This window comes from Campylobacter sp. CS_NA3, from assembly GCF_027797495.1.
Classification (GTDB): domain Bacteria; phylum Campylobacterota; class Campylobacteria; order Campylobacterales; family Campylobacteraceae; genus Campylobacter_B.
Window position 1 is genome coordinate 1,537,843 of record NZ_CP115609.1, and the last position, 19,523, is coordinate 1,557,365.

At 35.1% G+C, this 19,523-nt stretch carries 21 protein-coding genes; 14 read left to right on the forward strand and 7 right to left on the reverse strand.

What is annotated here, in order from left to right; all coding sequences use genetic code 11:
• The first annotated feature begins 107 nt into the window (after nt 1-107).
• On the forward strand, nt 108-899 hold the full coding sequence (thiD, locus tag PF026_RS07830; RefSeq protein WP_270870457.1) for a bifunctional hydroxymethylpyrimidine kinase/phosphomethylpyrimidine kinase: 792 nt from the start codon (nt 108-110) through the stop codon (nt 897-899).
• A gap of 162 nt (nt 900-1,061) precedes the next feature.
• Here thiD and PF026_RS07835 read toward each other — a convergent pair whose 3' ends face one another.
• Together PF026_RS07835 and ccoG are read right to left on the reverse strand one after the other, a co-directional pair.
• Complete coding sequence (locus PF026_RS07835) at nt 1,062-2,120, reverse strand: hypothetical protein (RefSeq protein ID WP_270870456.1); 1,059 nt, start codon at nt 2,118-2,120, stop codon at nt 1,062-1,064.
• A gap of 225 nt (nt 2,121-2,345) precedes the next feature.
• Nucleotides 2,346-3,725, reverse strand: coding sequence for a cytochrome c oxidase accessory protein CcoG (ccoG, locus tag PF026_RS07840; RefSeq protein WP_270864187.1), 1,380 nt, complete (start codon nt 3,723-3,725; stop codon nt 2,346-2,348).
• Between the two features lie 198 nt (nt 3,726-3,923).
• On the opposite strand from ccoG, the gene PF026_RS07845 reads away from it, so the two are divergent.
• From PF026_RS07845 to PF026_RS07860, 4 genes are read left to right on the forward strand one after another with little or no spacing between them, the layout of a single operon-like run.
• A complete protein-coding gene (locus PF026_RS07845; protein ID WP_270864188.1) occupies nt 3,924-4,655 on the forward strand; it encodes a helix-turn-helix domain-containing protein in 732 nt (243 codons plus the stop codon).
• 14 nt (nt 4,656-4,669) lie between these two features.
• Nucleotides 4,670-5,602: a D-2-hydroxyacid dehydrogenase gene (locus PF026_RS07850; protein ID WP_270864189.1), complete on the forward strand. Its 933-nt coding sequence runs from the start codon at nt 4,670-4,672 to the stop codon at nt 5,600-5,602.
• Entirely contained in the window at nt 5,592-6,089 is a 498-nt protein-coding gene (locus PF026_RS07855; RefSeq protein ID WP_270864190.1) for a YajQ family cyclic di-GMP-binding protein, read from the forward strand. Before PF026_RS07850 ends, PF026_RS07855 begins: the two co-directional genes overlap by 11 nt.
• Nucleotides 6,090-6,122: 33 nt before the next feature.
• The gene (locus PF026_RS07860) at nt 6,123-6,785 is read left to right on the forward strand and encodes a SapC family protein (protein ID WP_270864191.1); all 663 of its coding nucleotides are present in this window, start codon (nt 6,123-6,125) and stop codon (nt 6,783-6,785) included.
• A 62-nt stretch (nt 6,786-6,847) separates the two neighbouring features.
• On the opposite strand, the gene PF026_RS07865 is transcribed toward PF026_RS07860, so the two are convergent.
• The 3 genes from PF026_RS07865 to folE all read right to left on the reverse strand — a co-directional run bounded on the left by PF026_RS07865 (nt 6,848) and on the right by folE (nt 9,925).
• Entirely contained in the window at nt 6,848-7,840 is a 993-nt protein-coding gene (locus PF026_RS07865; RefSeq protein WP_270864192.1) for an iron-sulfur cluster assembly scaffold protein, read from the reverse strand.
• Nucleotides 7,841-8,049: 209 nt separating this feature from the next.
• Entirely contained in the window at nt 8,050-9,243 is a 1,194-nt protein-coding gene (locus PF026_RS07870; RefSeq protein ID WP_270864193.1) for a NifS family cysteine desulfurase, read from the reverse strand.
• Nucleotides 9,244-9,340: 97 nt separating this feature from the next.
• Nucleotides 9,341-9,925, reverse strand: coding sequence for a GTP cyclohydrolase I FolE (gene folE, locus PF026_RS07875; protein ID WP_270864194.1), 585 nt, complete (start codon nt 9,923-9,925; stop codon nt 9,341-9,343).
• A gap of 136 nt (nt 9,926-10,061) precedes the next feature.
• Here folE and tig point away from each other — a divergent pair, with 136 nt between their 5' ends.
• Genes tig through PF026_RS07910 form a run of 7 tightly spaced genes read left to right on the forward strand, consistent with a single transcriptional unit; the run spans nt 10,062 to nt 16,642 of the window.
• Entirely contained in the window at nt 10,062-11,375 is a 1,314-nt protein-coding gene (tig, locus tag PF026_RS07880; RefSeq protein ID WP_270864195.1) for a trigger factor, read from the forward strand.
• Nucleotides 11,375-11,959 (forward strand): ATP-dependent Clp endopeptidase proteolytic subunit ClpP, encoded by a 585-nt coding sequence (clpP, locus tag PF026_RS07885; protein ID WP_270860963.1) that lies wholly within the window; start codon nt 11,375-11,377, stop codon nt 11,957-11,959. The genes tig and clpP overlap by 1 nt, the downstream gene beginning before the upstream one ends.
• Nucleotides 11,959-12,471, forward strand: coding sequence for a peptide deformylase (gene def / locus PF026_RS07890; RefSeq protein ID WP_270864196.1), 513 nt, complete (start codon nt 11,959-11,961; stop codon nt 12,469-12,471). Before clpP ends, def begins: the two co-directional genes overlap by 1 nt.
• The gene (locus PF026_RS07895) at nt 12,468-13,985 is read left to right on the forward strand and encodes a YifB family Mg chelatase-like AAA ATPase (protein WP_270864197.1); all 1,518 of its coding nucleotides are present in this window, start codon (nt 12,468-12,470) and stop codon (nt 13,983-13,985) included. Before def ends, PF026_RS07895 begins: the two co-directional genes overlap by 4 nt.
• Nucleotides 13,982-15,361 (forward strand): NAD(P)H-hydrate dehydratase, encoded by a 1,380-nt coding sequence (locus PF026_RS07900; protein WP_270864198.1) that lies wholly within the window; start codon nt 13,982-13,984, stop codon nt 15,359-15,361. Before PF026_RS07895 ends, PF026_RS07900 begins: the two co-directional genes overlap by 4 nt.
• The gene (purN, locus tag PF026_RS07905) at nt 15,352-15,933 is read left to right on the forward strand and encodes a phosphoribosylglycinamide formyltransferase (RefSeq protein ID WP_270864199.1); all 582 of its coding nucleotides are present in this window, start codon (nt 15,352-15,354) and stop codon (nt 15,931-15,933) included. The genes PF026_RS07900 and purN overlap by 10 nt, the downstream gene beginning before the upstream one ends.
• Complete coding sequence (locus PF026_RS07910) at nt 15,926-16,642, forward strand: TerC family protein (protein WP_270864200.1); 717 nt, start codon at nt 15,926-15,928, stop codon at nt 16,640-16,642. Before purN ends, PF026_RS07910 begins: the two co-directional genes overlap by 8 nt.
• Before the next feature lie 43 nt (nt 16,643-16,685).
• Here PF026_RS07910 and PF026_RS07915 read toward each other — a convergent pair whose 3' ends face one another.
• Nucleotides 16,686-16,835 (reverse strand): hypothetical protein, encoded by a 150-nt coding sequence (locus PF026_RS07915; protein ID WP_270864201.1) that lies wholly within the window; start codon nt 16,833-16,835, stop codon nt 16,686-16,688.
• 370 nt (nt 16,836-17,205) lie between these two features.
• On the opposite strand from PF026_RS07915, the gene PF026_RS07920 reads away from it, so the two are divergent.
• Entirely contained in the window at nt 17,206-17,496 is a 291-nt protein-coding gene (locus PF026_RS07920) for a GIY-YIG nuclease family protein (RefSeq protein ID WP_270864202.1), read from the forward strand.
• 1,175 nt (nt 17,497-18,671) lie between these two features.
• Here the strand turns inward: PF026_RS07920 and PF026_RS07925 are convergent.
• Entirely contained in the window at nt 18,672-18,890 is a 219-nt protein-coding gene (locus tag PF026_RS07925; protein ID WP_270877190.1) for a hypothetical protein, read from the reverse strand.
• Between PF026_RS07925 and PF026_RS07930 the strand changes: the two genes are divergently transcribed.
• Complete coding sequence (locus PF026_RS07930; RefSeq protein WP_270870494.1) at nt 18,890-19,087, forward strand: hypothetical protein; 198 nt, start codon at nt 18,890-18,892, stop codon at nt 19,085-19,087. The two genes, PF026_RS07925 and PF026_RS07930, sit on opposite strands and share 1 nt — an antisense overlap.
• The last annotated feature ends 436 nt before the right edge of the window (nt 19,088-19,523 follow it).

Genomic DNA, 19,523 nt, shown 5'->3' on the forward strand with positions numbered 1-19,523 from the left:
ATTTAGTTAATCAATTTTTAATGTTTAATATGAAAAAATACACGAAATTTAGCGTAAATAAGTTAAATTTAGGTAAAATTCGTTTATTAAATTTAAAGGTAAAAATAATGATAAAGATTTTAAGTATTGCAGGTTCGGATTGTAGTGGCGGAGCAGGAATTCAAGCTGACATTAAAACAATAACGGCTCACAAAATGTATGCCATGAGCGTTATTACGGCTTTGACAGCGCAAAATACAACGGGCGTTTTTGGCGTTTTTGAAACTCCAAGCGAATTTGTGGAAGCGCAGATTAAGGCGTGTTTTGACGACATCGTCCCAAATGCCGTTAAAATCGGTATGGTCTCGAACAAAGATATTATAAAATCAATCGCAAAAATGCTTAAATTTTATAATGCAAAAAATATAGTGGTCGATCCCGTCATGGTCGCCACAAGCGGCGGGGTTTTGATGAGAAATGATGCCGTAAATTCGCTAATAGACGAATTTTTTGCATTAGCGACAATTGTAACGCCGAATTTAAGCGAAGCCGAAGTTTTAAGCGAAATGAAAATAAAAAATACCTGCGATATGAAAAAATCAGCTCAAAAAATCGCAAAACTAACAAACGGCGCGGTTTTAGTCAAAGGCGGACATTTAGGCGAAGAAGCGGTTGATATTTTGTATGAAAACGGCGAATTTAGCGAATTTAGAGCGCCAAAAATCGATACAAAAAACTCTCACGGCACGGGCTGCACACTTTCAAGTGCGATCGCGTGTGGTTTGGGAGCAAATTTAAGCCTAAACGAAGCAGTCAAAAATGCGAAAGAATTTGTATTTAACGCACTTTCGTGGAGTGAGCAAATAGGACACGGAAACGGAGCGATAAATCACTATTTTGGGATTGAAAAAAGGTTTTAAGAGCAAATTTACGCATTTTGATTTTAAATAAGTAGAAAATTATATTTTTTTTGTGTTATTTGGTTTTTATGCTATTTTGCAGGTTTAGAACTTTGTCCCCAAATATAGTAACTTAAAACTTCTAAGGCGTAATTGCTGTTGTTTAAATCAAGCGGTTTGTTTTTAGTTTCTGGCATTGCCGTCTCCTTGTAAATTTAGATTTTTATTAAAATTGTTGTTTTTTAAAGTTTGGTATTGATTGAAAGCCAAATCGTATTCATTGTGTTTGTCCAACCAAATATAGTGATCAAATTTTGGAACACTACCATGATGGCCGTATTGATAAATATTTCTATACTCGGCTATATCTTCGATAGTTAGTATATCATAGGCACCATTTTTGGTTAATTTTATAGGAATATATGAAAAGTTAATCGTTGCAAGTTTTGTAAGATAATCTTCATAATAAGGCAAATTTTCATCAAATTTGGTAAAAATATCATCATAATGACCACAAAAACTTTGCAGATTATTTTCTTCATTTATGGCAAAAAATAGTCTTGCAAAACCAGCATTTGACGATATAATAATATCAAAATCTTTATTTGTATGAGAAAAAATATTTTTATTTATAAAGACTTTATCATAAAATAATGCTTGATTTGCTGTATAAAAAAAGTTAGTTATAAAATTCCCATTTTCATCTACAAGTGCTTTTTCGTCTTGTGGATAAAAGAGCTTTTTATTTTGTAAGATTTCATCATTATCTACGATTTGTTTGGCGTTTTCTATTGGGTTGCCATTTATACAAATTCTTTTTCCTAATTTCATTAAGTATTCTAAATTTAGTCTTTTATCAAATGTCATAAATTCGCATTTATCATCGTGTTTTTTATCGCCGTGGCAATATTCAAATATATCGGTAGCATAAGATTCGTGCGTATCTCCAAACATAAAATATTTACTTCTTTTTTTAATGTCAGCTTTGCTAAAATTACGAAACCTATGCATTTTATCAAGATAAATTTTAAGAGCTTTATTTATGATTTCGATTTCATCATTTGGATTTTCTATTTTGAATTCAACGAAATTTTGGTGCATTTTCCACTTGTTGTAAAGATAAGAAATAGTTATAAATATCAATATAAAAGCAACAAGTATGCCAAAAAAATACTTTACAATTTTTACTCTTTTTTTGTATTTATACCTAACTTCTACTATTTTTTGAATTTCATCTTTCAATTTCAATCCTTTTAAATATATTTCTTGCAAATTCAGGTCGTATCGCCAAAGACAATATAAAATTGTGTTTTAAATTTGCAAATTTAAAAACGCCTGTCGGCGTTGCTAGATTGCTTAGTTCGTTTTGCTCGTCTTGCAATGGCAAATTATAGCAAATTTTGTTTTTGTATAAATTTGGGATTAAAAACTAAATTCTGCCGTCAAATTTGACGGCAGAATTCGGATTTATTTTCCGGCTTTTTTAGCTTCGATGACTTCTTGTTTCGGGTATGAAAAGATTGTTTTTCTTGTGATAGCGATATTTTCTTTATCGTCAGTCGCATAAGCCTTGATGACAATCGGGATAATCAAATCTTTTCGCTCGTTTTGTCCGTTTGCTAAATCTTGTTTTGTAACAAGTCTAACGACGGTTCTGCGTTTTGCTCCTGCGCCAACTTTGATAGCTTCTTTTGGTTTTAAAATCTCAATTCCTGAGTTATCGACTTCAAAGAAATAGCTATGCTCTTTTTTATCGGTGTTTTGGAACATAAATGTATAGTCGTTTATAACGCGCAAATCATCATTATCAAAGGAAATGCTATAAAGCTCGGTTGTTCGGTTTATGTTTAAAAGCATATTTTCTTTTTTGGTGCTCATTAGCATAAGAGCGATGAAAACTATACACAAAACAACGATATAGCCAATCGTTCTAAATCTAAAAAATTTGACCTTATTTCCTGTTTCGACGCTGTTTTCGCTCGTCCAGCTAATAAGCGATTTTTTGCCAAGTTTTGACATAATGTTGCTACACGCGTCGGCGCATTCTAGGCAGTTGATACAATCAAGCTGCATACCTTTTCTAATGTCAATGTGCGTAGGGCAAATTCTAACACAGCTTTGACAGCCGGTGCAATCGCCGTTTTGCGGCTTATTTGCGATTAAATTTTTGCTTTCGTCATAAATTTTGCCGCCTCTTTTCTCATCGTAAATGACCTGAACCGTGTCGTTATCAAACATTGTGCTTTGAACTCTTGCGTAAGGACAGACATATACGCAGAATTTTTCTTTTAAAAATGTTACAAGAAAAGTCAAAAATATCGTAAATCCAAGCACAATGCCGACTAGGAGTTTGTGTTTGCTAGGATTTTTTATATAAGCGAAAAAATCTTCCGGCGGGACAAAAAACCAGAGCAAATTCGAAGACGCAACCAAGGCGATAAAGAAAAAAATCACAACAGCAAGAACGCTTTTAAAACCTTTTTCGCTTCCTTGTTGTTTGTTTGCGATATTTTTGCGAATTCCTAGAAGTTTTGTTTGGATTAAATCTCTATAAATCGTCCTAAATATAGTTTGTGGGCAGCCCCAACCGCACCAAATTCGACCCGCCAAGGTGGTTATAAAAAATATAAACAAAAAGAACAAAATCAAACAAAACGGCATTAAATAAAGCTCTTGCGTTGAAAATGCCGTAAAGAAAAGATGAAGCTCTTTTTTGTCAAAGCTTAATAAAAATAGATGATTACCGTTTATGCGTAAAAACGGCATTAACAAAACCAGGGCGGTTATAATAAAAAAACCTATGTATCTTTTTTTGGTGTAGTTTAAAATTTTTTCACTCCCACTCATAAATTCTCCTAAAAATGTTATCAAAATCAAACAAAATTATACAACTTTTTTCTTATATTATCAATAACTTTGTTACAAATATTTATAAAAAATATTATTTTTATATATTTTTAAATTTACTAACGGCTTGTTAGTAAATTTAATCCCTATTTTAGCCTAAATTTGCAATAATACTAACAAATTATTCAAAGGTTAGTTATGAAAAAGTTATCTATCAACGAAGCTGCCGATATTTTGGGCATTTCGAAGGAAGCTATTTATAACAGGATTAGAAGAAATACTATCAAATCCGTTGAAGAAAACGGCGTGAGATTTGTTATTTTGGACGAAATTTCAACTAACAAACAAACACAAACTACTACTAACACAAAAAATTTCTCTTCAAATTTTGCTTCGCCTAAAAAAGAGACAAAAAAAGATCCACATAAAAGCGATTTTATCGAATATCTCATAAAAGAAATCGATGAGCTAAAAGATAAAATCAAAGAGTTAGAGCAGGATAAAGAGAAGCTTTTTAGGGAAAAAGAGAAAATTTTAGTCGATACAAAAGACGAAATCAAGGCAATGTATGAAGAACGAGACGAAAAACTGAAATATTTTCTTTCGTTTTTTGAAAAACCACTTTTGCAAAAAAAAGAGACTTTTAAAAGTGAGCCAATTGATTTGGCAGTCAAAGAAAGTAGCGACGAATTTTTCGACGACAGCGAGTGGCTCAGCATAGGCAGTTTTTTAAATTCGCTAGATATTAAACGAAAAAAGAAGTTAAAAATTCAAAATTTGCTTATCGAAAATATCGGCAAAAGCGAATTTGTTAAGGTCAAAAACGATGCGATTTTGATAAATAAAAATATCGATTTAAATTTATTAAAAGCAAATTTTCAAAATGATGAATTTGAAAATTTAGAAGAAGATAGCGAAAATTTACTCTAATTAAAGGAAAAAATATGAAAATAGTATGTTTAGATGCCGATACTCTTGGCAAAGACGCAAATTTAGAGTTATTTAAAGAATTTGGCGAGTTTGTTAGTTATAACATAACAAAACCTGAGCAAACTATCGAAAGATTGCAAGGTGCCGATGTCGTCATAACTAACAAAGTATTGATAACAGATGAGGTTATGGCTAACACTAACTTAAAGCTCATTTGTGTTAGTGCAACGGGAATTAATAATATCGACGCTAACGCCGCAAAAGAACGCGGAATTCCTGTAAAAAATGTTGCGGGTTATTCTACTAACAGCGTTGTGCAACAAACCTTTGCTTCGCTATTAGCGCTTACTAACGCTGTTAGTTATTACGGCACTTACGGCACTAACGGCGAGTGGGTCAAAAGCGAAATTTTTACAAATTTAGATAGACCTATAAGCGAAATTGCAGGTAAAGAATTCGGTATTATCGGGCTTGGCACGATAGGCAAAAAAGTTGCAACTATCGCCGAAGCTTTTGGTGCGAAAGTAAGGTATTATTCCACAAGCGGTGCTAACACTAACAACGAATATGTTAGAGTTAGTTTGGATTCTTTGCTTAAAACCTGCGATATAATCTCAATCCACGCTCCGTTAAATGATAAAACGGCAAATTTAATCGGCGAAGAAGAGTTAAATAAAATGAAAGACGGAGCGATTTTGATGAATTTCGGACGCGGCGGCATAGTCGATGAAAAAGCCCTTGCAAAGGCGATTGACGAGAAAAATTTAAAAGTAGCCCTTGATGTGCTTGAAATTGAGCCGATGATAGAAAATCACCCGCTACTTAGCGTTAAAAACAAAGAAAATTTGATTATCACACCGCACATTGCGTGGGCTAGTAATGAAGCTAGGGCTACGCTGGTCGAACTAGTAGCAAAAAATATAAAGGATTTTGTAAATGGCAAGTGAGCATAGCTTTGATATAAGCGCAAGTGTAGATTTAATGGAAGTTAAAAACGCACTTGAAACTGCGAAAAAGGAAGTTGCTGCAAGGTATGATTTTAAGGGGCTAACGGCTGAGATTTCGCTAAATGAAAAGGATAAAACTATCACGCTTTTAAGTTCGAGCGATAATAAAATCGACGCACTTAAAGACATAGTCATTTCAAAACTTATAAAGCGAGAAATACCGCCCGTGGCGATAAAAGAGCTAAAAAGAGAGCCAGCAAGCGGAGCTAATACTAGGGCGATTTTAAAGTTAAATGATACCCTAGAAACCGAAGATGCTAAAAAAATCACAAAGGCGATAAAAGATGCCAAAATAAAAGTAAATGCACAAATTCGTGGCGAAGAAGTGCGTGTTAGCTCAAAGTCAATCGACGATCTTCAAGAGTGCATAAAGCTTGTAAAGTCGCTAAATTTGGAGCTTCCGATAAGTTTTAGGAATTTAAAATAGTAAAAATTGCAAAATTTAAAATAAAGGAAAAAGATGAAACCAGAAATTTTAGACAAAGAAAAACATGCGGATTTGTGTTATCACAAAGATGAGTTGCCAAGTGCTGCTTTTGTGCCTGTTATCGCACCGGAAGCAGGAATTTGCGCTAACAATTTTGTTTTAGTTTTTACAGATGAAGAAGAGTCAAAGCTAGTCGCGCTTTTAGGCAAAACCGAAAATATTTTAATCGATAAAGATTTCAAAGGTGCAATTCCGGCAAGCGTGCTAAATTATCCGTTTTTCTTAGCCCAAGTCGGAGATCAAAATTTGCTCTGTATCGATAGCGAAGCAAAACAACTAAAAGGCAAAGGCGATAAGCTCTTTAACAAAAACGGCGAATATAGCGACTTTATGAAAAATTTAATCTCCGTTATGGAAAACTATAACGACATGGATATGCGAACAAAAATCGCAATTTCTGAAATCAAAAAAACAGGCATTTTAGAAAGCAAAGAGTTGGGCGTCGAAAAAGACGGTACAAAAGAGACACTTTTGAGTGGTTTTTTGGTTGTAAATCCGCAAAAATTACACGAACTTGATGATAAAACTTTGGCAGATTTTGCAAGGCGAGGTTATTTAGAGCTTATCTATAACCACCTACGAAGCTTAGGAAATTTGCAAATTTTAGTCGATAAAATCGTAGAAAATAAAAAATAATTTTTGGTTGAATTTGCCTTGATTTTGGCAAATTCAACATAAATTTTTAGTGCGATAAAGCGTTATATCGGCATTACACGGATATTTGCGCTTAAATTTTCTTTTAAAACGCTTTCTATCGCAAACAGCGTTCCACCGGCTCCACTAGCACAACCGCTACAAGCACCTAAATAGCGAATATAAATGTCGGTTTTGCCGTCATCTGCCGTTTTTATATCGATGATTTCTAAATCTCCGCCGTCCATCATTAGCATTGGGCGAATTTCGGCATTTATTAGCTCTTCGACGGCTTTAAATTTGCCGATTGTATTTAATTCTTCAAAACTTAGATCGATTTTTTTCTCGCCTGTTTTAGCGTCCGCCAAAGCTTTTAATCGCTCTTGCTCCATTTCAGCTCTTGTTTGTTCTAAAATATCGACTAAATAATACTCTCTTTTTTCATGTCCGCCCGGTTTTATACAGCTTTTACAAAATGCCCCTGCTTTGGTAAATCTAGTTATATCTTCAACCGTTTTTAAATCATTTAGTTTAATAACTTCTTTTATCGTGCCAAGCGAAACTCTTGCGCACTCACAAACGATAATCTCATCTTCGAAATGCTCAGGATCTATGCCTTTATAACTAGCAGCAGCAGCCTTTATAACATCATACGCCATAACCGAGCAGTGCATTTTTTGCGGCGGGACTGCCGGAGTATCAGGGTTATCTCGCATCGCTCTTTCGACATCTAAATTTGTGATTTTTACGGCTTCATCGACCGTTTTGCCGATACAAAGCTCAGCCATAGTATCGCTACTAGCGATCGCCGTTCCACAGCCAAAACTTTTAAATTTAGCATCTTTAATAATGTCGGTTTTCTCATCGACCAACCAATAAAGCCTTACAGCGTCCCCACAGCTCTCAGCTCCAAAATCAGCGATAATCAGCTTACAGCCTTTTTCCTTAGCTTCTTCTTCTGTTATCTCGCCCATAAATCTAGGGTTATTCATTCTATCTTGCACGATTTGTGAGTATTCGTCCCAGATAGAGCCGTTGATTAAATCATTTTTCGCCATTTTTTTCCTTTACGGCTTGTCTTTTGAGTGCTTTTTTGGGAGATTTGCTTTCGTCTCACTGCGACGCACGAATTAGTGCGTCTCATTCGCCGAAAGCTTCACAACCCAAAAAATCATCTCAAAATACTTCGCCTTACCTTTTTTTATCTTTTTTTCTTTTTTAAATTTAAAATTTGCAAATTTATAAAATTTACAAATTCACAGCAAATTTACAGTCCGCTTTTGTGCCAACTTGGTGCATAAGCAAATGTGCTTGAAATCGCCCTTAAACGCTCAACCGCTTTTTTTATAACTTCGATTGTGTAGTCGATTTCGGCTTCTGTGTTAAAGCGTGAAAGCGACAAACGAAGTGCCGTGTGAGCTAGTTCTTTATCTGCTCCGATTGCTTCCATGATTGGATTGCTCTCTAATGTTTCACTAGCACATGCTGAACCTGTGCTAGCAGCAATTCCAGCTTTATTTAAATCCCAAAGCATAGCTTCGCCTTCAATGCCTTTAATAGAAGCTAAAATGGTATTTGGCACACGGATACTTCTATCGCCGACTACGCTCACATCAGGAATTTGCAAAAGTGCATCTTCGAGCTTATCTCTTAAACGCCTTACATGCGAATTTTCGTAAGCTATAAATTTATTTGCTAATTCTAAGGCTTTTCCCATGCCAACAATTCCTGCTACATTTAGCGTTCCGCTTCTCCTGCCGCCCATGTGTTCGCCGCCGTGAAGCAGGCTAGTTAGCGGTTTGCTATCTTTTATAAATAACCCACCAACACCTTTTAGAGCGTGAAATTTATGCCCTGAAAAGCTTAAAAAATCAACTCCCATTTCAGCGACATTGATACTTATTTTACCGACTGCTTGAACGGCGTCTGTGTGAAATAACGCGCCAAATTCGTGTGCTATTTCACAGGCCCCGTGAATAGGAAAAATCGTTCCTGTTTCGTTATTTGCCCACATTATGCTAACAAGGGCGGTTTTGTCGTTGATTTTTTCGCGTAATTCGTCTAAATTTATCAGCCCATTATTATCAACGCTAAGTTTTGTGATTTTAACGCCAAGAGTAGATAAAAATTCACAGGTTGCGCTGATTGCAGGGTGTTCTACTGAGCTAATTATAATGTTATCTTTTTCGCCTGTTATGATTTTGTCAAAATAAATTCCTTTTAAAACCCAGTTGTTGCTTTCGGTTGCACAGCTTGTGATGACTATGTCGTCGCTATCTTTTGCGCCGATTCCGTTATAAAGTTCGTCCATTGCCCGTCTTAGTGCAGGGTGCGTTTCGCTACCGAAATCATGCAAAGAATTTGGATTTCCGAATTTTTCGCAAAAAAACGGCTTCATTGCTTCATAAACTTCGGGATCAACCGGAGTTGTTGCGTTATTGTCTAAATAAACTCTGTTCATTTGCCCTCATTTCTTAATTAGGATTTTTTTTATCTGTTTTTGCAAATTCGCCAAAATATATAACAAATTTACTAAATTTAACTTTAAAATTTTAAATTTAATAGCTAAAATTTTTCGGCGAATTTATGAGATCAAAAAATTCCTTTCTTGTGTTTGCATTTTTTATAAAAATTCCACGAAGCGCAGAAGTTGTCGTTAGCGAATTTATCTTTTGCACGCCACGCATTTCAACGCACATGTGTCTTGCTTGAACGACAACGCCGACACCTAGTGGCTTTACAACTTCTTGTATAGCATTAGCGATCTGCTCTGTCATCTGTTCTTGTATTTGCAAACGCCTAGCAAAAATATTTACCATGCGTGGAATTTTTGATAAGCCTACAACTTTTCCGTTTGGTATATATGCCACATGAACGCGCCCGATAATCGGCAATAAATGGTGTTCGCAAAGGCTGTAAAATTCAATATCTTTAATCAAAACCATTTCATTATTTGAGCTAGAAAACAAAGCGTCATTTAACACATCTTTTGGATTTTGCGAGTAACCGCTTGTTAAAAATTCATACGCCTTAGCGACCCTAGCAGGGGTTTTTAACAAACCTTCTCGGTTAGGATCTTCGCCGAGTATTTCAAGCATTTGCTTAACCAAATTTTCAAATTTTATTCTTGAATTTTCGTCCATGTTTTTACCTTTTATATGAAAATGTGATTTTATTGCAAATTTGCTTTTATACTCATAAATTTAAAAAATTTATACTTTTAATAAGAAAAGTTTTGGTATATTAACAACCATTTTTTAAATTTTTTAAAGGAATTTTATGGAAGTTAATGCAAAACTTATCAATTCGGCTAATGCAACTGCCGATGTTAAAGTCAGTGCGGACGACATTGCAAAACGCACAGAAAAACTAGCTGTAAATGCAGCCAAAAAAATGAAAATCGACGGATTTAGACAAGGAAAAGTTCCTGTGGCTGTCGTTATGAAACGATACGGCAAAGACTTAGAACAAGATGCCAAAGGCGAGATTTTTAGAGATGCTATAAATGAATCTTTAAAATCATTAGGTAAAAATCAAAAAGATATGCTTGGAGAGCCGATTTTTGCTAAATTTGACGAAAAAGACGGCGCAATCGATACCACAATCGAAATGTCATTTCGCCCTGAAATCAAAATCGACGGATATGAAAAATTAATCCCTGAATTCTCAACTCCAAGAGTTACAAAAAAAGAGATCGAAGCAAAAGTAAATGAATTTTTAAATTTAATCGCTCCGCTTGAAAAAGTAGAAAAAGATAGCCTAGAAAAAGATGATTTTGCTAAATTTGATTTCGAAGGCTTTGTCGATGGCGTAGCATTTGAGGGCGGAAAAGCCGAAAACTATGTTCTTCAAATCGGCTCAAATCAATTTATCCCGGGCTTTGAAGACGGTATGATAGGTCTTAAAGTCGGCGAAGAAAGAGATGTTAAGGTTAAATTTCCTGATGAATACGGCGCAAGAAATTTAGCAGGAAAAGATGCGGTTTTCAAAGTAAAACTACACGAAATTCAAGGTAAAAATCCTGCAAAAGAGCTTAGCGAAGAAGATTTAAAACGAGCATTGCCGGGCGAAAAAGAGCCAAACAAGGAAAAATTTGAAGCTAAAATCAAAGAGCAACTCAAAAATGAAAAATTGCAAAAATTAATCCAAGAAGATTTAAAACCAAAACTAGCAGACGCTCTAAGCGAAAACTATGATTTTGATTTGCCAAAAGTAATCGTCGAACAAGAGATCGATTTGCAGTTTAGAAATGCTTGGGGAACATTTAGCAAAGAAGAGATCGAAAGCTTCCAAAAAGACAAAGACGCTCTTAGCAAAAAAAGAGAAGAATTTAGAGATCAAGCACAAAAAAGCGTTAAAATCACATTTTTGATTGATGAGTTAGCAAAGGCAAGAGGCGTTAGCGTTAGCGATCAAGAAGTCGTTCAAGCGATTTATTTTGAAGCTTATAGCTATGGTATGGATCCAAAAGCACACTTAGAACAATACAAAAACGGCGGAATGCTTCCTGCTATCAAAATGGCACTGACAGAAGAAAAACTTTTCAACAATATTTTCTCAAAAGATAAAAAAGACGAAAAAGAGGCAGAATAATGGTAATTCCTTATGTCATAGAACAAACCAGCAGAGGCGAGAGAAGCTATGATATTTACTCCCGTTTGCTTAAAGATAGAATAATTATGCTTAGCGGCGAGATCGAAGATAGCATGGCAAGTGCGATTGTGGCACAACTTTTGTTTTTAGAAGCAGAAGATCCGGATAAAGATATTTATCTATATATAAATTCTCCCGGCGGCGTAGTTACAAGCGGTTTTAGTATCTATGACACTATGAATTACATTAAGCCTGATGTTTGCACGATTTGCATAGGTCAGGCTGCTTCTATGGGTGCATTTTTGCTAAGTTGTGGCGCAAAGGGCAAACGATACGCGCTTCCAAATTCACGCATTATGATTCATCAGCCCCTAGGCGGCGCACAAGGTCAGGCAACCGATATGGAAATAACAGTTAAAGAAATTTTGCGTATAAAAGAGAATTTAAACAAAATTCTAGCCCAAAATACAGGACAAAAACTAGCAAAAATCGAAAAAGACACCGACAGAGACTTTTTTATGAGCGCAAAAGAGGCCGCCGAATACGGCATTATCGATAAAGTTTTGGAAAAGAGTTTTAAATAATGGTTTTAGAAGTTTTAACATATCCGAATAAAATTTTATTTGAAAAATCAAAAAAAGTAGCCAAATTTGATGAAAATTTGGCTAAATTTTTAGATGATATGTATGAAACTATGATTGCAAAAAACGGAATCGGACTAGCTGCTATCCAAGTAGGAAATCCTATCCAAGCCCTTGTGATAAATTTGGCAGATGAAGACGGAAAACAAGATAAAAAAGATTTGCTTGAAATCATAAATCCACAAATTTTAAAAGCTAACGGAGAGCAAATTTATCAAGAGGGCTGTTTATCGGTTCCAGGGTTTTACGAAGATGTCAAAAGAGCTGAAAATATCGTCTTAAAATATCAAAATCGAAAAGGCGAAAGCTGTGAGCTAAAAGCAGACGGACTACTTGCCGTTTGTATCCAGCACGAAATAGACCATTTAAATGGACACCTTTTTATCGAACGCATAGGCTACAACAAACGCAAAAAATTCAATCAAGAATTTAAGAAAAAACAAAAAGAAAAATGAAATCTCTAAAAAGTGCCGCTTTTACCGATACTCTTGTTAAAGTTGAGGTAGAATCAAGCTTTGTTAGGGGATTGCCGGGTTTTGGCGTTGTCGGGTTAGCAGGAACGACCATAAAAGAGAGCGAAAGTAGGGTAAAATCGGCACTTTTAAGCCTAAATTTTAAATTCCCGCCCTCAAAAATCATTATAAATTTATCCCCGTCCGATGTCCCAAAAAACGGCTCACATTTTGACCTGCCGATCGCACTTTTAATAGCTTTGCAAAAGGAAAAAATCGATAACGAATTTTTTGTTTTTGGAGAGCTTGGGCTTGGCGGAGATTTAAAAAGCACGGCGTCGCTTTTTTCGATTTTGCTTTTTTTAAGCACAAAGGTCGAAAAAGCGAAAATTCTTGTTCCCTACGACATCGCCGAAAAAGCGTGTATGATACCAAATTATGAAGTTTATGCAGTTAAAAATTTAAACCAAGCTGTTAGATTTTTTTTAGATGAAGAATTTGCTAATAGCGTTAAATTTGAAAAAATTCACCCGCTTTTTGAAAATGTTATCGAAATTTGCGGAGAAAAATTTGTTCCAAATTGCGATTTTTCGCTAAATTTTAAAGATATAAAAGGGCAGAGCAGGGCAAAAAGAGCAAGTCTCATCGCGGCTTGTGGTATGCATAATATTTTATTTGAAGGAAGCCCGGGTTGTGGAAAAAGTATGTGCGCTAAACGCATAGCAAAGATTTTGCCGCCGCAAAGCTTAAATGAGATAATGTTGGCTTCGGCTTACGAATCGTTAAATAATAAAAATAGCGATTTTAGCGCGTTGCGTCCATTTCGTAGCCCACACCACACAAGTACCAGAAGTTCCATTTTTGGGGGCGGTTCAGGGACGGCAAAAATCGGCGAAGTAGCCCTTGCAAACGGCGGAGAGCTGTTTTTTGATGAATTTCCGCATTTTGGAAAGCAAATTTTAGAAAGCCTTAGAGAGCCACTCGAAGATAACCGAATTTTAGTTTCTCGTGTAAATTCAAAGGTCGAATACCAAACCAAATTCATCTTTGTAGCAGCACAAAATCCTTGTCCGTGCGGGAATTTATTTGCAAAAAATGCAGATTGTATCTGTTCTGTGAGCGAAATAAAACGCTACAAAAATGCCATTTCATCGCCTTTATTAGATAGGATTGATCTGTATGTGGCGATGGACGAAGTAAGTCCAAGCGACAAAAGCGACATGAGAAGCGAAGATATGTATAAAACCGTGATAAGTGTTTTTAAAATTCAAAAAATGCGTGGTCAAAAAGAGCTAAACGGCAAACTTAGCGATGAAGAGATTGCGAAATTTTGCATTTTAGATGACGGGGCTAAAAATGTGTTAAATTCGGCAGTTGTGAAGTATAATCTTTCGCAGCGGGGCATAAATAAAACGCTAAAAGTCGCAAGAAGCATAGCAGATATTGATAAAAGTGATATAATTACGAAAAATCACATTTTAGAAAGTTTAAGTTATAGAATAAGGAGTGAGTTATGAAAAATGTCTATTTTGATACTAACGAGCTTGATAACAGAGTTGTTAGTGAATTTGGAATTTCACAAGAAATTTTGTTAGAAAATGCCGGTGGAAATTTGGAAAGATTAGTGCGAAAAAAACTTAAAAAAGGTAGTAAAATTCTAGCCCTTTGTGGCACAGGAAATAACGGCGCTGACGCGCTTTGTGCTTTACGAAAGTTAAGCGGGGATTATGAATGTTATGCCTTGCTTATCGGCGAAAAACAAAACAAACTAAATCAAAAACAAGCTAACACAGCTAAGATAGCAAATGTGAAGTTTGTTAGTAAGTTAGGACTAGCTGATTGTTATATAGACGGAATTTTTGGCACAGGGTTAAATAAAGAATTAGATCCGGAACTTTGCAAAATTTTAAAAACGATAAATAAAACAAATGCCCTTAAAATCGCAGTCGATATTCCAAGCGGAATTTATAAAGACGGCAAAATCGGCAAAATCGCTTTTGAAGCCGATTATACTATGACAATGGGAGCATTAAAAGCAGGGCTTTTTAGCGACGCAGCGAAAGATTTTGTCGGTAAAATCAAAGTAGCAAATTTAGGACTTAGCGAGAAAAATTTTCAAAACAATAGCGATATGTTTTTACTAACAAAACAGGATTTAAATTTGCCGTTTAGAAAAACACAAAACACTAACAAAGGCGAATTTGGTCATACATTTCTTATAGCAGGAGATATGCTTGGAGCGGCGCAGATAGCAGGTCTTGCTTCTAGTGCAATCGGAAGCGGACTTGTTAGCGTTGTTAGTGAAGAACCGTTAGTAAATTTAAATCCGCTTTTAATGCAAAAAAAATCGCTTCAAGGCGCAAAAGTGGTAGTTTGCGGTCCGGGCTTGGGTAACAAAAAAGTAGATTTAGCTCAGTTAAAAGATAAAATTTGCGTTATTGACGCTGATTTGTGTTATAACAAAGAAGTTATCGAACTACTTAGCAAAAATGAAAATATCGTCCTAACTCCACATCCGAAAGAATTTGTTTCACTTTTAAAGTTAGCTAACATCGCCGATGTTAGTGTTAGCGAACTTCAAGAAAATCGCTTCAAATACGCCAAAATGTGGAGCGAGAAGTTTAAAAGCGTGTTAGTGCTAAAAGGAGCTAACACAATCATAGCGCAAAATTCACAAATTTACATTTCAAATCTAGGCTCGTGCGCTCTTGCCAAAGGCGGAAGCGGCGATGTTTTAGCAGGAATCATTGCAGGGCTTTTAGCGCAAGGTTATGCACCACTTGATGCAGCCACTAACGGCGTGTTAGCTCACGCGTTATCGGCAAAAAAATTCAAACAAAACGATTATTCGCTAAATTCGCTTGATATTATAAAAGGCTTGAAATGGTTGTAAAAAAAATCGCCGTGCTTTTTAGCGGTAGTGGTTCAAATTTGCAAAGCATTTTAGATAAATTGCACGGCAAAATTTTTGACGATATTAAAATCGAAGTTGTGCTAACGCTAACTAACAAACCTAACGCCTATGGCATAAAAAGAGCTGAAAATTTCGGACTAACAAGTGTTGTTATCGATAACAAAAATTTTGTTAGTAGGCAAGAATTTGATAAAAAAGTGGTTGAAGAGATTAAAAAAAGTGGCGCAGAGCTAACCGTGTTAGCTGGATTTATGCGAATTCTAACGCCGTTTTTTTGCGACAATATCAAAGCCATAAATTTGCACCCTAGCATTTTGCCACTTTTCAAGGGCGCTCACGCGATTGACGAGAGTTTTGATAGTGATATGCAAGTAGGCGGTGTTAGCGTTCATTGGGTTAGTGCTGAGTTAGATGGCGGAAAAATCATAGCTCAACAAACTTTTCAGCGAGAAAATAAAACGCGCGACGAGTGGGAAGCGAAAATTCACGAAATCGAGCACGAACTTTTGCCAAAAACTATAATTCAAATTTTAAAGGACACAAATGTTTGACTGGCTTGCTTCGCCTGAGGCGTGGATCAGCCTTGCCACGCTAACGGGCTTAGAGATTGTTTTAGGGATTGATAATATCATTTTTATCGCCATTTTATGTGGCAAATTACCGGAAAATCAACGGGACAAAGCCCGAATTTTAGGGCTAGGTTTAGCGATGATAACGCGAATTTTACTTTTAATGAGCTTAGCTTGGATTATGAGCCTTACAAAACCACTGTTTTCGCTGTTTTCGCACGAATTTAGCGGACGAGATTTGGTGCTTATTTTGGGTGGATTATTTTTGCTTGTGAAGTCCACAACCGAAATCCACTCAGGCGTTACCGGCGAAACGCACGAAGAAAGGGCGACTAAGGCGGCTAGTTTTGGCGGAGTTTTGTTTCAAATCGCACTTTTGGATATTATTTTCTCGCTTGATAGCGTTATTACCGCTGTCGGTATGGCTAAACACCTGCCTGTTATGATACTTGCGGTCATTTTAGCCGTGTGTGTGATGATGTTTGCAAGTGGTGCGATTAGCCGTTTTGTCGATAATAACCCAACCATAAAAATCCTTGCGCTTTCGTTTTTGATACTCGTCGGCGTTTCGCTCATCGGGGACGGGCTTGGTTTTCATATTCCAAAAGGTTATATTTATTTTTCTATGGCATTTTCGCTTGTCGTGGAGCTTATAAATATACAAATGCGCAAAAAATCAAACGCAGGTTAGTCGATACGACCTGCGTTTAAATTTGCGAATTTCGTTTCTATTTTCATTGCGAGAATTCGCAAATAGCTTCAACTGTCATTGCGAGAGCCGACAGGCTCGAAGCAATCGCCAGAGCTGAAATAACGATAATGTAAATTTGCAAATTCAAAGAATTTAAAAGCAACCAAATTTTATAAATTTCGAAAAAAACCATACAGTAAATTTAACCATTGGCGATTGCTTCGAAAACTTCGTTTTCTCGCAATGACAGTGGAGACAAATTTGTTTGATTTGTCATTGCGAGAATTTTTGCGATAGCAAAAATTCGTGGCAATCGCCAAAGTTAAAATAACAAAATATAAATTTGCAAATTTAAAGAATTTAAAAAAAAATAAAATTCAAAAATTTATACTTTTAAATTTTGCAAAAAAACAAATTTTTAAATTTAACCACTGGCGATTGCTTCGACTGCTGCGCAGTCTCGCAATGACACATTGAAGCGAATTTGCAAATTTTTATAACAAACCACAAAAGTTAAAAATTTACGCTAAAATTTTTCTCAAAATTACATTTGGTGGTATTTTGTGAAAAATCAGTATTTTGTCTATATTTTGTTTAACAACAAACAAGGCACACTTTATGTCGGCATTACAAACGACCTAAAACGCCGAATTCACGAACATAAAAATAAAGTTATCAAGGGTTTTACTGCCACTTACGGCGTTGATAAACTTGGCTATTTTGAAGTTACAGACAGCGTGGAAAGTGCCATTTTGCGAGAAAAACAGCTAAAAGGCGGAAATCGCAAACAAAAAATAAGTTTGATTGAAAGCAAAAATCCAAATTGGATAGATTTATACGATGAAATTTTATGAATTTTCTTTCCATTACCATTGCGAGAATTTGCGTTTCTATTGTCATTGCGAACGAGCAAAGCGAGTGTGGCAATCGCCAGAGCTGAAATAACGATAATGTAAATTTGCAAATTCAAAGAATTTAAAAACAACCAAATTTTATAAATTTCGAAAAAACCATACAGTAAATTTAACCATTGGCGATTGCTTCGTTTTTCCTGCGAAAAAACTCGCAATGACAATGGAAGCGAATTTATATAATCTGTCATTGCGAGAGCCGACAGGCTTGAAGCAATCGCCAAAGCTGAAACAACCAAAATGTAAATTCGCAAAATTTAAAGAATTTAAAAATTCAAAAAATAACCAAATTTTATAAATTTCGAAAAAGCCATACAGTAAATTTAACCATTGGCGATTGCTTCGACTGCTACGCAGTCTCGCAATGACAGTGGAAACAAATTTGTTTAATTTGTCATTGCGAGAATTTTTGCGATAGCAAAAATTCGTGGCAATCGCCAAGGCTAAAACAACCAAAATGTAAATTCGCAAATTTTCAGAATTCAAAAAAATAAAACAAATTTTATAAATTTTCCAAAAATCAAATAGTAAATTTAACCATTGGCGATTGCTTCGTTTTTCCTGCGAAAAAACTCGCAATGACAGTGGATACAAAAAAAATCAAAAAAACCATACAGTAAATTTAACCATTGGCGATTGCCACGACCACTTCGCAGTCTCGCAATGACAGTGGAAACAAATTTGTTTAATTTGTCATTGCGAGTGAGTAAAACGAACGAAGCAATCGCCAAAGCTAAAATAATCAGAATGTAAATTTGTAAATTTGCAGAATTCAAAAAAACAAAACAAATTTTATAAATTTCGAAAAAAACCATACAGTAAATTTAACCATTGGCGATTGCCACGACCACTTCGTGGTCTCGCAATGACAGTGGATACAAAAAAATCAAAAAAACCATACAGTAAATTTAACCATTGGCGATTGCCACGACCACTTCGTGGTCTCGCAATGACAGTGGATACAAATTTGCTTAATTTGTCATTGCGAGTGAGTAAAACGAACGAAGCAATCGCCAAAGCTAAAACAACCAAAATGTAAATTCGCAAAATTTAAAGAATTTAAAAATTCAAAAAAACAACCAAATTTTATAAATTTCGAAAAAAACCATACAGTAAATTTAACCATTGGCGATTGCTTCGAAAAACTTCGTTTTTCTCGCAATGACAATGGAAGCGAATTTATATAATCTGTCATTGCGAGAGCCGACAGGCTCGAAGCAATCGCCAAAGCTAAAACAACCAAAATGTAAATTCGCAAAATTTAAAGAATTTAAAAATTCAAAAAAACAACCAAATTTTATAAATTTCGAAAAAAACCATACAGTAAATTTAACCATTGGCGATTGCTCTGCTTCGCTACGCTTCGCAAGAAATGACGGCTTATGTCGTCGCTACGCTCATTTTGCTTCGTTCGTTTCGCTCGTCTTGCAATGACAATGGAAGTGAAATTTACAAAATGATAATGGAGAGAAATAGATATAAATTCTACAAAAAATTCAACATAAATTTCAAAGGAATTGTTAGAATTTGCTGAAATTTTTAAAAATTTAGAGCAAATTTAAAATTTATGTGTGACATTTTTTTTAAAATTTTCAAAAAATGTTACAAATTTACACACTAAAAACTGCAAATTTTAATAAATTTGCAAAAATTTTCTAAAAAGAGTTAAAATTTATAAAAATTTAAGTTTCTCATAAAAAATCGAAAAATAAACTCAAATTTATCTTAATTTTAAAAAAAACAAAAAATTTGAAAATTTAAAAATTTTTCTAAAAATTTCCAAAATATCGCTAAATTCGACTATATAAAATCAAATTTCGCTAACTTCGAAACAAATTTGACACAAAATTTATCAAAAAAGTATATAAAAAAAGAAAATGTTAAATTTCGCTCAAAAATTTACAAATAAATTTTTTCGTGCAAATTTTTTCTAAATTTTTAAAATTTCTAAAATATCCTAAAAATCGCTA